The following is a 14,395-nucleotide window of genomic DNA, read 5'->3' on the forward strand; positions in this document are numbered from 1 at the left end:
AGTGGTTGCGGAACCGAGTCAGACCCTGAACTGATCCATCAACTTCATCTGCTGGCTGGCCAACGCATTGAGTTGGCTGCTGATGGCCGCCGACTCGGTGGCCTGGCCGGTGAGGGTTTCGGTCACAGTGCGGATCGCCGAGACGTTGCGGTTGACCTCTTCGGCCACGGCGCTCTGTTGTTCGGCGGCGCTGGCGATCTGCAGGTTCATGTCGCTGATCACGGTGACGGCATCACTGATCTTGCCCAAGGCCTGCGCCGCCTGATGGATCTGCCCGGCATTGCTTTGAGCCTGGCTCTGGCTCGAATGCATGGTCGCCACCACGCCACGGGTGCCGCTCTGGATGCGTTCGATCACCAGGCGGATTTCCTCCACGGAGTCCTGGGTGCGCTTGGCAAGATTGCGCACTTCGTCGGCCACCACCGCAAAGCCACGGCCACTTTCGCCGGCGCGTGCCGCTTCGATTGCCGCGTTCAGCGCCAGCAGGTTGGTCTGCTCAGCAATGCTGCGGATCACTTCCAGCACCGAACCGATCTGTTCGCTGTTGACCGCCAAGGCTTCGACTTCGCCTACGGCCTTGCTGACTTCTTCGGCCAATGAGGTGATATCTCGGGTGCTCTGCTCGATGATCGACATGCCTTCGCGCGCCGACTGATCGGCCCCACGCGCCGCGCTGGCGGCGTTGGACGCGCTGTTGGCGACATCGTGGGCGGTGGCGCTCATTTCATTGGAGGCGGTGGCCACCTGGTCGATTTCGCGGAACTGCACCTGCATGCCTTCGCTGGTCTGGCGCGCGATGGCCGATGACTGATCGGCCGTGCCACGGGCTTCGGTAATGCTTTGCTTGATCTGGGCGATGGTCGGTTGCAGCTTGTCGAGGAAGCGGTTGAACCAGTTGGCCAGTTCGCCCAATTCGTCCTTCTTGGCGTAGGCCAGGCGTTGAGTCAGGTCGCCGTCGCCGCTGGCGATGTCCTTGAGCATGGCGGCCACGTTGTTGATCGGGCGGGTCACGCCGGTGGCGGTCAGCCAGATCAGCAGCAGGCCCAGCAGCGCGGCGGCGGCGCCGACCAGCAAAGCCTTGAGCGTACCGGCGGCCTGGGCTTTGTCGAGCACGTCCTGCAGCTTCAAGGTGTCAGCCAGCATCACGTTCCTGGGCAGTGTGACCACGACGCCCCAGGATTTTGCGTCTGCAATCGGCTTGACCGGGTAGACGGCGCGGATGGTGTGGTCCTGCTCGCGGATCATGGGCGAGTCGCTGGCCAGTAGTTGCACGATTTCCTTGCCTTCGGCGCCGACGGTATCCATGAGGGTTTTGCCGACTATCTCCGGCTGACCGCTGGAGGCGGCAATCAGACCGGTGCTGGAAAGAATGTCCAGGTGCGCCGCGCCATTGAACAGTTCTTTTTGCGCCGCGTCCGTCACGGCTTGCAGGGTGTTGAGGGCGATGTCGATACCGACCACGCCGATGACGTTGCCGTCCACCATCAGCGGCAGGGAGATGGTGGTCATCAGCATCTGCTTGCCAGCCACTTCATCGGCGTAGGGGTCTAGCAGGCACACTTTGCGCGTGTCCCGTGGGCAGGTGTACCAAATGTTGTAGGGCGTGCCGCTGAGGTTGGGGGTGGTCTTGGTCAGGTCATCTTCGACCATGATGGTGTTCAGGCCTTCGCCGCCGGCGCGGCTCCAGTAGCTGGAGAAACGGCCTTTCTCGTTGGACACGCGAGCCTTGTCGTCGACGAACTCGCTGTCCTTGCCATCCAGTCCGTTGGGTTCGAACGAGAGCCAGATACCCAGCACTTTGCTGTTGCGCTCGAACGTGGTCTTGAGGCTCTGGTTGAGTTCTTCACGCAAGGCGCCGGGTTCCAGCGCGCGCTTGGCCGCGAGGGCGCGCAGGTCCTTGACCTGATCGGCAAGGGCGGTCACTACCAACAGGTTTTCGCCAAAGGTTTTCTGCAACAGTACGGCCTGTTCGCCGGCTTTGGATTGCAGCAGGCTCTGCACACTGCTGGTGAGCATTCGCGAGCTCGAATCGCTGATCAACTGATCGTTCTGATTGGTTTCGTAGAGGTTGATGCTGATGATCAGCGCGATCACCCCCAAGAGGCAAAGGCCCGACAGCAGCACTATTTTCAAGCGGATGGAGAGGGTGTCGAACATAGGTTCACTCGCGAATGGACGGGCTGGAAGGCACGTAGTGCAGGCCAAGTCCATTCAGCGCTATGTCTGAAACATCGGCGTCACACATCAATTCATGAGAAACAGGCGATGAGCGGTAGGATAAACCCTACACGCAGCGTTATACGGGCGCCGCAAGCCGTTCCGGTCGAGACCAGATCCACAGGTTGCCCAGGCTCATCCCGGCAATGGCCAGGTAGATCGGCCAGCCGTGGTCGAGCATCACCAGCATCAGAATCGCGCAGAGCAGCATGCTCGCGGTGGCACTGACTTTGGCCCGGCGGGCGATGATCTTGCCGTTGCGCCAGTTGAACAGGATCGGCCCGAACAGCCGGTGGTTTTCCAGCCAGGCGCTGAGGCGCGGTGAGCTTTTGGTGGCGGCCCAGGCGGCGAGCAGAATGAATTCGGTGGTAGGCAAGCCCGGCACGACAATCGCCACCAGCCCGATGCCCAGGCTGACGTAGGCCAGCAAGCCGAAGAGGATCCGGGCGATTTTCGAGGTGGATTGGGTTTTGCCGGTCATGGGAGCATGCAGAGTCGATAAAAAATCAGCTTGGAATGGGGTTTAAATGTGGGAGCGGGCTTGCTCGCGAATGCGGTGCGTCAGTCCAGTATCAGGTGACTGATACTCCGCATTCGCAAGCAAGCCCGCTCCCACAGTGCTACCGCATTCCAATCGTGGGTATCAGGCCAGTTCAGGGGCGCTAGCGTACGCCTGTTCCAGCAATACGGTGAAGCGTACGAAGGCGTCAATCGCACCTTTTTCCACCGCGGCTTCTTCTTCGGCGCTGAATTCCAGCGCGTCCAGGGTGCGGGTGAAGCGCTTCCAACCCTCGGCACGGCCACCGGCTGGCTCACCCAGGTGACGGGCACCGAAGGTTTCGCTCAGGCCCAGGCCTACGGCGCGCTTGATCAGGAACGCGGCGCCCAGCTTGGAGCCTTCGGAAACGAACAGCCAGCCCAGCGCTTCAGCCTTGCTCGGGTTGTTCACCGCGCCGGCAACCGGGGCTGGCACTTCGGTGTCCAGGTCACCCAGGTCCAGCTTGGCCGCTTCGGCGCGGCAGCGTTCGGGCAGGTCCGGCACGATCTTGATCAGCTCGGCATCGTTGTACAGCGCCACCAGTTCCGACTGGAACAGGTACTGCGCCACCACGAAGCGCGCGAAGTTGGCCTGGGTTTCAAACGGCGCGTGGGCTTTGACCAGGGCGTCGAGCTTGGCGTGCGGCGAGTGGGTAATCTGGTTCAGGCGCTGGGAGCGTAGGCTTGGGCGTTCAGCGGTAGGAGAAGCGGTCATGAAAAAGTCCTTGAGAAGAAGAGCGCCTGGGTGCTCTAAAGAGAGCCGTTATCAACTAGACGAACAAGAAGACGCGGCACAGTAAAAAATCCTCACCTCGTCGGTAAAATTTCGACGAGGTGAGTGGGGCCTCGGTTAAAGGTCGTGATCAGATGTCCCAGATCACGTTGATCGCAACGTTGCGACCCGGCTGGGTCAGGCGGTCGAGGTTGGCCGGGGAGGTCACACCGGCTTCGCCGACGCCGTCGTAGCTGCGCACGTCATCCCAGTTCCAGTACTTCTTGTCGGTGAGGTTGTAGAGGCCGCCGTTGACGGTCACGTCGTTGGTGACCTTGTAGAAGGCGGTCAGGTCGAGGACGCCGAAGCCTGGGGTCTTGAAGGGGGCCGTGGTGCTGCCATCAGGCGCGTGGAAGGTGGTGCTGTCGACGCGATCCTGCTTTTTCACCAGGGTCCAGCTCAGCAGGCCACCGTAGTTGTCCTGGTCGTAGCCCAGGCCGAATACGCCCTTGAGCGGGTTGACACTGTTGAGCGGCTCGCCATTGTCGTCGTTGCGACCGTAGGTGTAGCCAACCGAACCCTGGGTGTACAGGCCTTGGGGGGCGCCGAACGCGTCGAGGTTCAGGCGCCCTTTGGCTTCGATCCCCTTGATGGTGGCGTGCTTGATGTTGTTGGCTTCGAATTGCTGTGCGGTACCGCCGGCGACGGAAGCGTCCTCGTCGATGAAGTTGCGGTATTTGTTGTAGAACACGGCGATATCAAACGAACCGGAGTCGAAGTGGCCGCGAATCCCGGTTTCCACGCCCTTGCTGCTTTCCGGCTTGAGGTCCGGGTTGGGTTCGACGGTGTAGCCCTGCTGCAGGTTTTCAAAGCGGCCGTACAAGGCTTTGGCCGACGGTGTGCGGAAGCCTTCGGCGTATTGGCCGAACCAAGTGTACTGGTCGGTCAGCGCATAGGTCAGGCCGAATTTCGGCGTGACGCGGTGCCAGGTTTTTTCCTTGTCACTGTGGGCATAGATCCGTGTCGGGTCGACGGTGTTGAGGAACTCTTCAGTCAACTTGGGCTTGAGTTGGGTGTAGTCGTAGCGAACGGCGGGCAGGAAGGTCCACTTGTCCCAGGTGATTTGGTCCTGCGCGAACAGCGAGTAGGTGTTGATGGTCGGGTCCGGGAAATCACTGGCCTTCTTCACGCTGTCGCTGGCTGTCGGGCTGGGTGCGCCGATGGCTGTGCAACCGCCGCCGACCGCCAGGCAGGTGGCGGCGCCTTCGCGGGAGCCGGTGACTTTCTGTTGTTTGAGGGTGGTGCCGTAGGTGACCTGGTGATCGGTGTCGCCCCAGCTGAAAGCCTTGTCCAGCTGTGCGTCGAACACCCACTGCTTTTCTTCGTAGAGGGTTTCGCGGGTGCGCAATACGCGGCGGGATGGCTGGTAGATTTCGGCGGTGGACTGGTCGGTCTTGGCGATCTGATAGTTGAGGCTGGTCTTGATCTGATCGGCAATCGGCGAGTCCAGGGCGAAGCGGTTTTCGATAGCGAAACGCTCACGGGTGATGGTGTCGTTGCCCGACCGTGCACGGTAGAAGTTGAAGCCGCGCCCGCCGGTGAACGGTCCGCCCACGGCGTTTTTCAAGTTGACGTCGCGATCATCCTTGTATTTCTCGTAGGTCAGGCCCAGTCGATTGTCATCGCCATAGTTCCAGCCCAGCTTGGCCAGCACGTTGGTGGTGCGTGCATCCTCGGGGTTGGCGCCGGTGCGCGCCAGGCCCGTGGCGTTGTTGCCATCGTAGGACTCCATTTCATGGCCGTTGCGCTGGCTCAGGTGCAACAGGCCGTCGACATCCTGCACACGGCCGGCAACGGTGCCGGAGGTCAGCCAGCTTTCGTCGGCGGAGCTGTAGCCGGTCTTCAGGCGAGCGCCGACGTCCTGGCCGGGCTTGATGATGTCATCCGGGTCGAGGGTGAAGTAGCTCACGGCGCCGCCAATCGCGCTGCTGCCGTACAGGGCCGAGGCCGGGCCGCGCAGGATCTCCACGCGCTTGACGATTTCCGGGTCGACATAGTTGCGGCGGGTCTTGGCGTAGGGACCGTTGAAGAAGTTGTCCGGCACTTCGACGCCATCGACCTGGGTGAGGATGCGGTCGCCGTCGATGCCGCGAATGTTGTAGCCCGAATTGCTTGAGCGGCCACCGGCACCGCCGACCGAGACGTTGGGTTCGTAACGCACCAGTTCACGAATGGTATTCACGTTCTGGCGGTCGAGCGCCTCGCGTTCCTGCACGGTCACGGTGCTCGGTACGCTGCTGATGTTCTGCTCGTTACGCGTGGCGCTGATGGTCACCTGTTGCAGGTTGAGGGCGCCGCCCGGCGCGCGCTTTTCCAGCACGATGTTGTTATTGCCCAGTTTGCGGTAGCTCAGGTTGGTCCCCACCAACAGCCGGTCCAGGGCTTTTTCCGGCGACAACGGGCCGCGTACGCCTGGGGACGACACGCCCTGGCCCAGTTCGGCCGGTAGGCCGACTTGCCAGCCGGTCACGGCGGTAAAGGCGTTGAGTGCCGAGACCAGCGGTTGCTGCTCAATGCTGAAGCTGTAGTTGCCGTGGCTACGCGCAGCAGGTTCGGCGGCGGTGGCGGTCATCACCGGCGCAGCGGCCAGCAGGATGGCCGCGGTCAGCAAGGACAGGGCGGGCGAAGAGGACCGGCGGTTGAAACGAGAGGACATCGAGAGCGCTCCGGAGTACGAATCTTATAGTTGCGAACTGAGACAAATAGGAATCAGTTGCATTGGCTAAGACGAGACGTACCACCCTCAGCTATCGAGTAAAAATAATTCTCATTTAGTTCAAAATCACCAGCGATGGGTATTCCGACAGCTTGGCCGAGGTGATGTGAGCCAGGGAGCGCACCACGTCCAAGGGCTGGTCGAGGCGGTAATTGCCGGTGACGGCGACGCTGGCCAGTTGGTCGTTGGTGTTGACGATCCAGCCCGGGTAATAGCGGCGCAGCTCGGCGAGCACTTCGCTCATCGGGCAGTTTTCGAAGATCAGCCGACCTTGCACCCAGGCCAGGTCCTTGTTGGCATCCAGCTTGGCCGGTTGGCCGAACCCCTTGGGCCCGATGCGGATACTTTCACCGGCACTCAGGCGCACGCGGGCATCGTCGAAGGTGTTGCTCAGGTCGACATCGCCACGCTGCACCTGCACCTGGGCTTCGCCATTGAGGTAACGCACGGCGAAGGCGGTGTCGCGCACGCTGGCGCGTACGGGGCCGGCGTCGATTTCCAAGGGCAAGCCGTGACTGGGCACGATGTCGAAAAACGCCTCGCCCTGATACAGGCGAGCGATGCGCTGGTGGTCCTTGATGCTGCTGGAAAACGCCGAGTTGGTGTTCAGCAATACCTTGGAGCCGTCGTCCAGTTGCAGGCGCTGGCGTTCGCCTACCACGGTGAGGTGGTCGGCCTGCAGGCGTACCGGCAGGTTGCTGAAACTGAACAGGCCGATCAGCAGCACGGCGGCGGTGGCCAGCGGTTTCCAATGTGGCTTGAGCCGGCGCCAGGCGCTCGGCTTGCGCGGCGCGGCCAGTGCGACGGCAGCACTGTGTACCGGCGCACCGCCCCACGCGGCCTGGGCCTTGGCGAAGGCGTGGACGTGGGCGGGATCGCTGGCCAACCAGGTTTCGAATTCGGCCTGCTGTCCGGCTTGCGGGCACTGCAAGGCGATCAGCCAGTCGAGGGCTTGATCCATAGCCGTGTCTTGCAACACCTCATGAGCCAGCTCATGGGGGCGCAGTTTATTCGGGTCCGTCACGGTGTTCCTCGGGTCTTCGCCACGTTCTATTCAACTTTCCTACAGCTTGGGTCGACGCTTCTGTCGGATGGAGCTTAAGGCCGATCCAATCGTTCGGCCACACCTACGCAGATAGCCATGATCAATTTGAGTTCCTTTTGCACGGTGCTCAAGGACACGCCCAACTGATCGGCGATCTCCTGGTAACTGCAACCATGCAAGCGGCTGAGGATGAAAATCCGCTGTTGGCGGGCGCTCAACTGGCCCAGGCTGACGCTCAGGGCTTCAAGCATTTGCTCGGCCTGGGTGGCATCTTCGGGTGTGCTGATGGGGGCGGCGACGCTTTGCAGGACATCCAGCGGGACGTTTTCCTGCAGTGTGCGGGCCTGGATCCTGCGCGCACGCAGGTGATCCAACGCCAGGTTGCGCGCCGTCTGATAGACGAAAGGTTCAAGGTGATCGATCGGTCGCTCGCTCAGGGCCCGGGTGACGCGCAGGTAGGTTTCCTGCAACAGGTCCTCGGCGGTGCTGTGGTTATTCACCATCCGCTGCAAGGTGCGAAGCAGCATTACCCGTTGGGTGAGAAAGACGTGGTTGAAGCGAGATTGGCTCACAGTGATACCAGACCGATTTGCAGTTAATGATAATGCTTATCATCAACTCAAATGGCAAGGAACACTTTCTGCGGGTTTGCGCAGGCCAAATGTGGGAGCGGGCTTGCTCGCGAATGCATCACCTCGTCATTCAGACGAACCGAGGTGCTTGCATTCGCGAGCAAGCCCGCTCCCACACAAGCCCACTCTGTGTGGATTACTCGGCGTTGCAGAGCGCCAGGCAGTTATCCAGCATACGGTTGGAGAAGCCCCACTCGTTGTCATACCAAGCCAAAACTTTCAGCAACTTACCGCTGACCTTGGTGTGATTGGCATCGAAGATCGACGACAGCGGGTTGTGGTTGAAGTCACTGGAAACCAGCGGCAGGGTGTTATAGCCGAGGATCTTCGAGTGCTGGCTGGCTTCCTTGAGGAGTGCGTTGACTTCTTCCGCCGTGGCGTCTTTTTTCAACTGCACGGTGAGGTCCACCAGCGATACGTTTATCACCGGCACACGCACCGCCATGCCGGTCAGCTTGCCCGCCAGTTCCGGCAGCACCAGGCCGACGGCTTCAGCGGCACCGGTCTTGCTCGGGATCATGTTCTGGGTAGCCGAACGCGCGCGGTACGGGTCGGTGTGGTAGACGTCGGTCAGGTTCTGGTCGTTGGTGTAGGCGTGAATCGTGGTCATCAGGCCGCTTTCGATACCCAGTTCGCGATGCAGCACTTGGGCGACCGGCGCCAGGCAGTTGGTGGTGCACGACGCGTTGGAGATGATCTGGTGGGATTGACGCAGAATGTCATGGTTTACACCGTAGACCACGGTAGCGTCCGCCCCTTTGGCCGGTGCAGAGATGATCACCTTGCGCGCGCCGGCGGTAATATGGGCGGCAGCCTTGTCACGGTCGGTGAACAGGCCGGTGCATTCGAACACGACGTCGATCTTGTGCGCGGCCCACGGCAGGTCGGCCGGGTTGCGAATGGCGCTGACGGCAATCCGGTCGCCATTGACGGTCAGGCTTTCCTGATCGTGGGCGACCTCTGCTTCGAAAGTGCCATGTACGGTGTCGTATTTGAGCAGGTGGGCATTGATCGAACTGTCGCCCAGATCGTTGATGGCGACGATCTGCAAATCCTGGCGGTAGCCTTGGGTATACAGTGCGCGCAGGACATTACGGCCGATACGGCCAAAACCATTGATTGCGATACGAAGAGTCATTGGAAAGTGCCTGTCGTCGATTTGTTGTAAGAATTACAAGATTATTCGCATAAAAATAGAAAACAAGCCTTTTTAGTGGCAATATTTTGTTCAATCTACAACGAGTGACCTGAATCAACTGGTCCGATGATCCAAACGACTCCCTGCCATCCCATGAGCTGTGGGCGTTTGATCAGCATAGACACTCAGGTCGCCACATCCGTTAGCCTGGAGTTCTACACATGCATCCCCGCGTTCTTGAGGTCACCGAACGGCTTATCGCCCGCAGCCGCGCCACCCGCGAGGCCTACCTTGCGCTCATTCGCGGTGCAGCCATCGAAGGTCCGATGCGCGGCAAGCTGCAATGCGCCAACTTCGCCCACGGCGTGGCCGGTTGCGGCACTGAAGATAAAAATAGTCTGCGCATGATGAATGCCGCCAACGTGGCAATTGTTTCGTCATATAACGACATGCTCTCGGCACACCAGCCGTACGAACACTTCCCTGAACAGATCAAGAAGGCCCTGCGCGAAGTCGGCTCGGTCGGGCAGTTCGCCGGCGGCACCCCTGCGATGTGCGACGGCGTGACCCAGGGCGAGCCGGGCATGGAACTGAGCCTGCTCAGTCGTGAAGTCATTGCCATGTCCACGGCGGTAGCGCTGTCCCACAACATGTTCGATGCCGCGCTGATGTTGGGCATCTGCGACAAAATCGTCCCCGGCCTGATGATGGGCGCGCTGCGCTATGGCCACCTGCCGATGATCTTCGTGCCGGGCGGCCCGATGCCGTCGGGCATCTCCAACAAGCAGAAAGCCGACGTGCGCCAGCGCTACGCCGAAGGCAAGGCCACGCGCGAAGAGCTGCTGGAATCGGAGATGAAGTCCTACCACAGCCCCGGCACCTGCACCTTCTACGGCACCGCCAACACCAACCAGCTGCTGATGGAAGTGATGGGCCTGCACTTGCCGGGCGCCTCGTTCGTCAACCCCTACACCCCGCTGCGCGATGCGTTGACCCGCGAAGCCGCACACCAGGTCACCCGTCTGACCAAGGCCAACGGCAGCTTCATGCCGATCGGCGAGATCGTCGACGAGAAATCCATCGTCAACTCGATCATTGCCCTCAATGCCACCGGCGGGTCCACCAACCACACCCTGCACATGCCCGCCATCGCCATGTCGGCGGGCATCATCCTCACCTGGGACGACATGGCCGACCTCTCCGAGGTGGTGCCGACCCTGTCCCACGTGTATCCAAACGGCAAGGCCGACATCAACCACTTCCAGGCGGCGGGCGGGATGTCGTTCCTGATCCGCGAACTGCTGGAAGCCGGCCTGCTCCACGAAGACGTCAACACCGTGGCCGGCAAGGGCCTGAGCCGCTACACCCAGGAACCCTTCCTGGTCGACGGCGAGCTGATCTGGCGCGAAGGCCCTATCGAAAGCCTCGACGAAACCATCCTGCGCCCCGTGGCCCGCGCGTTCTCGCCGGAAGGCGGCTTGCGCGTGATGGAAGGCAACCTCGGTCGTGGTGTGATGAAAGTGTCTGCCGTAGCACCTGAACATCAGATTGTTGAAGCTCCGGCGGTGGTGTTCCAGGACCAGCAAGATCTGGCCGATGCGTTCAAGGCCGGCCAGCTGGAAAAAGACTTCGTCGCCGTCATGCGTTTCCAGGGCCCGCGCTCCAATGGCATGCCCGAATTGCACAAGATGACGCCGTTCCTCGGTGTGTTGCAGGACCGTGGCTTCAAGGTCGCACTGGTAACAGACGGGCGTATGTCCGGCGCGTCGGGTAAGATCCCCGCCGCGATTCACGTCAACCCCGAAGCCCAGAGCGGCGGGCCACTGGCGCGGGTGCGCGATGGCGATATCATTCGCGTGGATGGCGTGAAGGGCACCCTGGAGCTTAAGGTGGACGCCGAAGAATTTGCAGCGCGCGCGCCTGCCACGGGTCTGTTGGGCAATAACGTGGGGGCCGGTCGCGAGCTGTTTGCATTTATGCGCTTGGCCGCAAGCTCCGCAGAGCAGGGCGCCAGCGCCTTTACCTCTGCCTTGGAGACGCTTAAGTGAAACTTGCGCTGGTCGGTGATATCGGGGGCACCAACGCCCGTTTCGCGTTGTGGCGCGATCAGGAGTTGCATTCGATCCGCGTGCATGCCACGGCGGATCACTCCAGCCCTGAAGACGCGATCAAGGTTTACCTCAAAGAGGAAGGCCTGGAAATCGGTGACATCGGTGCGGTGTGCCTGTCGGTCGCCGGGCCTGTGAGCGGGGATGAATTTAAATTCACCAACAATCACTGGCGCCTGAGCAAGACTGCCTTCTGCAAAACCTTGCAGGTGGATGAACTGTTGCTGGTCAATGATTTTTCGGCCATGGCCCTGGGCATGACCCGACTCAAGCCCGACGAATTCCGTGTGGTCTGCGAGGGCACGCCGGAGCCGTTGCGCCCGGCGGTCGTGATTGGTCCGGGCACTGGCCTGGGTGTCGGGACGCTGCTGGATCTGGGCGCTGGCCGCTTTGCGGCGTTGCCGGGGGAGGGCGGGCATGTCGACTTGCCCCTGAGCAGCCCGCGTGAAACCCAGCTGTGGCAGCACATTTATACTGAGATCGGCCATGTCAGCGCCGAAACCGCCTTGAGCGGTGGTGGCTTGCCGCGTCTTTACCGTGCCATTTGCGCGGTCGACGGCCACACGCCGGTGCTGGAAACCCCTGAGGCGATCACGGCCGCAGGCCTGGCCGGCGACCCGGTGGCCATGGAAGTATTGGACCAGTTCAGCATCTGGCTGGGCCGGGTAGCAGGCAACAATGTGTTGACCACCGGTGGACGCGGTGGTGTGTACATCGTGGGTGGGGTGATACCGAGGTTTGCCGACTTCTTTATCAACAGTGGTTTTGCCAAGAGCTTCGCTGACAAAGGCTGCATGAGCGACTACTTCAAAGGCATTCCGGTGTGGTTGGTGACCGCCCCGTATTCTGGATTGACCGGGGCTGGCGTGGCTTTGGAGCAGGCGTTTGCGTAGGTCGTGATAGCCTCATCGCAGGCAAGCCAGCTCCCACATTTGCAATGCATTCTCCTGTGGGAGCTGGCGTGCCTGCGATGAGGGCCTCAAGAGCAACAAATGACGTAAGCTTGGCCATAACAACAAGGAGGACCCCGTGAGCGTAATCAGTAAATCGATTCTCCTCGTCGACGATGACCAGGAAATCCGCGAATTGCTGCAGACCTACCTCAGTCGCGCCGGTTTTCAGGTGCGTGGCGTGCCGGATGGCACGGGGTTCCGCCAAGCGATGAACGAGGCGCCGTGCGATCTGGTCATCCTTGATGTGATGTTGCCAGACGAAGACGGTTTCAGCCTTTGCCGCTGGATCCGCCAGCACCCGCGCCAAGCGCAGGTGCCGATCATCATGCTCACCGCCAGCTCCGACGAGGCCGACCGCGTGATCGGCCTGGAGCTGGGCGCCGACGATTACATCGGCAAACCCTTCAGCCCCCGCGAGTTGCAGGCGCGGATCAAAGCCCTGTTGCGTCGCTGCCAGTTTGGCCAGGAACGCAGCAGTGGTGGCGAGGTGTTGGTGTTTGATGAATGGCGCCTGGATATGATCAGCCACCGCCTGTTCCATGTGGACGGCGAAGAAGTGATCCTCTCCGGTGCCGACTTTGCCCTGCTCAAATTGTTTCTCGACCACCCGCAGCAGATCCTCGACCGTGACACCATTGGCAACGCCACCCGTGGCCGCGACCTGATGCCGCTGGACCGTATCGTCGACATGGCTGTCAGCCGTCTGCGCCAACGCCTGCGCGATACCGAAAAACCCCCGAGGCTGATCCGCACGGTGCGCGGCAGCGGTTATCAACTGGCAGCCAGCGTGGTTGCCGGCAATGCCCACTGACCATTTGACCGAGCGCCGTCGCCGCTTCCCGGTGCCACGCTCGTTGCTGGGGCGCATGCTGCTGCTGACACTGCTGGCGGTGCTGTTTGCCCAGGCGCTGTCCAGTGTGATCTGGGTCTCGCAATTACGCGCCACTCAGCTCGAAGGCCTGGTCACCAGCGCCCGCAGCCTGGCGCATTCGATGACCGCCAGCGTGAGTTATTTCCGTTCGTTGCCGGTGGCATATCGACCGTTGGTGCTGGACCAATTGCGCAGCATGGGCGGCACCCGTTTCGTCGTGACCCTCAATGATCGCCCGTTGGACATGGCCATCCTGCCGCAGACACCGCGCAAGCAGGCAGTGCTTGAAGCGGTCAACGAAGTGTTGAAACAAACCCTCGGCGCCGATGTGCATATCTCCGTGGAGTTCGTCAGCGCCGAAGACCTGCGTATCTTCAATGCCGGCCTGAAACTCGACGAACTGCCACGCTCCTGGGCCCATTACGCGTTGACCCTGGAACCGGTTAACCCACCGGTACTGGTTACCCAGATCCAGCTCGCGCCCGGCGAATGGCTGTACATCGCCTCGCTGTTGCCCGAGCCCTACACCAGCCTGGAAGAACAGGGCCTGCCGTCCCAGCAGGTGTGGTTTATCGTGCTGACCAGTGGTTTCCTGCTGCTGTTCATCGGCTTGCTGGTGCACTGGCAGAGCCGGCCTCTCAAGCGCCTGGCGCGGGCGGCGCGGGACATGTCCCTGGGGGCCGACGTAGAGCCGGTGGCCGAAGGCGGCGGCAGTGAAGTGGTGGAAGTGGGCCGTGCGTTCAACGCCATGCGTGAGCGCATCAGCCGTTACCTGACCGAGCGCAGCCAGTTGTTCAGCGCGATTTCCCACGACTTGCGCACCCCGATTACTCGCCTGCGCCTGCGCGTGGAATTGCTTGAAGACGAGAACCTGCAAACCAAGTTCGGCCGCGACCTGGATGAGTTGGAGTTGCTGGTGAAAGGCGCGCTGCAATGCGTGAAAGACACCGATATCCACGAAAACATCGAACCGGTCGACCTGAACCACGTGCTCGACTGCCTGGTGGAACCGTACCTGGCGCCGAACGGCAATGGCCGCGTTACCCAGCATGGCCGGGCGTTGACGACTTATCCGGGCAAACCGCTGGCGCTCAAGCGCTGCATCGGCAACTTGATCGACAACGCGTTGAAGTATGGCCAGAACGCCCACCTGTACATCGAGGACGACGGCGCGGAGTTCGTTCTGCACGTGGATGACGAAGGCCCCGGCGTGCCGGAGCAGCGGTTGGAGCAGGTGTTTGAACCGCACTTCCGCCTGGCTGGGCAGCAACAGGGCTACGGCCTGGGCCTGGGAATTGCGCGCAACATTGCGCACAGCCATGGCGGCGAAGTGAGTCTGCAGAATCTGCGCGAGGGTGGCTTGCGCGTGACCTTGCAACTCCCTCGCGGATTAGACTGAATGTATG

General features: G+C 61.4%; 11 protein-coding genes and 1 pseudogene. 4 read left to right on the forward strand and 8 right to left on the reverse strand.

From position 1 onward, the window contains the following. Window positions 1–18: 18 nt before the first annotated feature. The 8 genes and pseudogenes from AB4O08_RS18070 to gap form a co-directional block, all read right to left on the reverse strand. Window positions 19–774 carry a methyl-accepting chemotaxis protein gene (locus AB4O08_RS18070; protein ID WP_370737427.1) on the reverse strand — a complete coding sequence of 252 codons (756 nt, stop codon included), beginning with the start codon at window positions 772–774 and terminating at the stop codon, window positions 19–21. Between the two features lie 150 nt (window positions 775–924). Beyond that, window positions 925–2,211: pseudogene (locus AB4O08_RS18075) on the reverse strand (cache domain-containing protein); the annotation flags it as partial. Between the two features lie 85 nt (window positions 2,212–2,296). Continuing rightward, window positions 2,297–2,698: a YbaN family protein gene (locus AB4O08_RS18080; RefSeq protein ID WP_010208028.1), complete on the reverse strand. Its 402-nt coding sequence runs from the start codon at window positions 2,696–2,698 to the stop codon at window positions 2,297–2,299. Window positions 2,699–2,860: 162 nt separating this feature from the next. Then, window positions 2,861–3,469: a biliverdin-producing heme oxygenase gene (locus tag AB4O08_RS18085; RefSeq protein ID WP_010208029.1), complete on the reverse strand. Its 609-nt coding sequence runs from the start codon at window positions 3,467–3,469 to the stop codon at window positions 2,861–2,863. A 148-nt stretch (window positions 3,470–3,617) separates the two neighbouring features. Beyond that, a complete protein-coding gene (locus AB4O08_RS18090) occupies window positions 3,618–6,182 on the reverse strand; it encodes a TonB-dependent receptor (RefSeq protein ID WP_021491211.1) in 2,565 nt (854 codons plus the stop codon). 115 nt (window positions 6,183–6,297) lie between these two features. Further along, window positions 6,298–7,266, reverse strand: coding sequence for a FecR family protein (locus AB4O08_RS18095; protein WP_021491212.1), 969 nt, complete (start codon window positions 7,264–7,266; stop codon window positions 6,298–6,300). A gap of 74 nt (window positions 7,267–7,340) precedes the next feature. After that, window positions 7,341–7,859, reverse strand: coding sequence for an RNA polymerase sigma factor (locus AB4O08_RS18100; protein WP_021491213.1), 519 nt, complete (start codon window positions 7,857–7,859; stop codon window positions 7,341–7,343). Between the two features lie 196 nt (window positions 7,860–8,055). Continuing rightward, on the reverse strand, window positions 8,056–9,057 hold the full coding sequence (gene gap / locus AB4O08_RS18105; protein ID WP_010208035.1) for a type I glyceraldehyde-3-phosphate dehydrogenase: 1,002 nt from the start codon (window positions 9,055–9,057) through the stop codon (window positions 8,056–8,058). Between the two features lie 221 nt (window positions 9,058–9,278). Between gap and edd the strand changes: the two genes are divergently transcribed. The 4 genes from edd (at window position 9,279) to AB4O08_RS18125 (ending at window position 14,388) form a co-directional block, all read left to right on the forward strand. Next, window positions 9,279–11,105: a phosphogluconate dehydratase gene (edd, locus tag AB4O08_RS18110; protein WP_183704074.1), complete on the forward strand. Its 1,827-nt coding sequence runs from the start codon at window positions 9,279–9,281 to the stop codon at window positions 11,103–11,105. Next, the gene (locus AB4O08_RS18115) at window positions 11,102–12,058 is read left to right on the forward strand and encodes a glucokinase (RefSeq protein WP_010208037.1); all 957 of its coding nucleotides are present in this window, start codon (window positions 11,102–11,104) and stop codon (window positions 12,056–12,058) included. Before edd ends, AB4O08_RS18115 begins: the two co-directional genes overlap by 4 nt. A gap of 136 nt (window positions 12,059–12,194) precedes the next feature. Then, window positions 12,195–12,929 carry a response regulator gene (locus tag AB4O08_RS18120; RefSeq protein ID WP_010208039.1) on the forward strand — a complete coding sequence of 245 codons (735 nt, stop codon included), beginning with the start codon at window positions 12,195–12,197 and terminating at the stop codon, window positions 12,927–12,929. Window positions 12,930–12,960: 31 nt separating this feature from the next. Then, window positions 12,961–14,388: an ATP-binding protein gene (locus AB4O08_RS18125; protein WP_010208040.1), complete on the forward strand. Its 1,428-nt coding sequence runs from the start codon at window positions 12,961–12,963 to the stop codon at window positions 14,386–14,388. The last annotated feature ends 7 nt before the right edge of the window (window positions 14,389–14,395 follow it).

It is taken from the genome of Pseudomonas sp. H3_E07, from assembly GCF_054668895.1.

What these genes read in the sequence shown, in the direction of transcription:
- edd (WP_183704074.1), top strand. Translation starts at nt 9,279, where the DNA reads ATGCATCCCCGCGTTCTTGAGGTCACCGAACGGCTTATCGCCCGCAGC.
- AB4O08_RS18080 (WP_010208028.1), bottom strand. Translation starts at nt 2,698, where the DNA reads ATGACCGGCAAAACCCAATCCACCTCGAAAATCGCCCGGATCCTCTTC.
- AB4O08_RS18070 (WP_370737427.1), bottom strand. Translation starts at nt 774, where the DNA reads ATGCAGGTGCAGTTCCGCGAAATCGACCAGGTGGCCACCGCCTCCAAT.
- AB4O08_RS18090 (WP_021491211.1), bottom strand. Translation starts at nt 6,182, where the DNA reads ATGTCCTCTCGTTTCAACCGCCGGTCCTCTTCGCCCGCCCTGTCCTTG.
- gap (WP_010208035.1), bottom strand. Translation starts at nt 9,057, where the DNA reads ATGACTCTTCGTATCGCAATCAATGGTTTTGGCCGTATCGGCCGTAAT.
- AB4O08_RS18085 (WP_010208029.1), bottom strand. Translation starts at nt 3,469, where the DNA reads ATGACCGCTTCTCCTACCGCTGAACGCCCAAGCCTACGCTCCCAGCGC.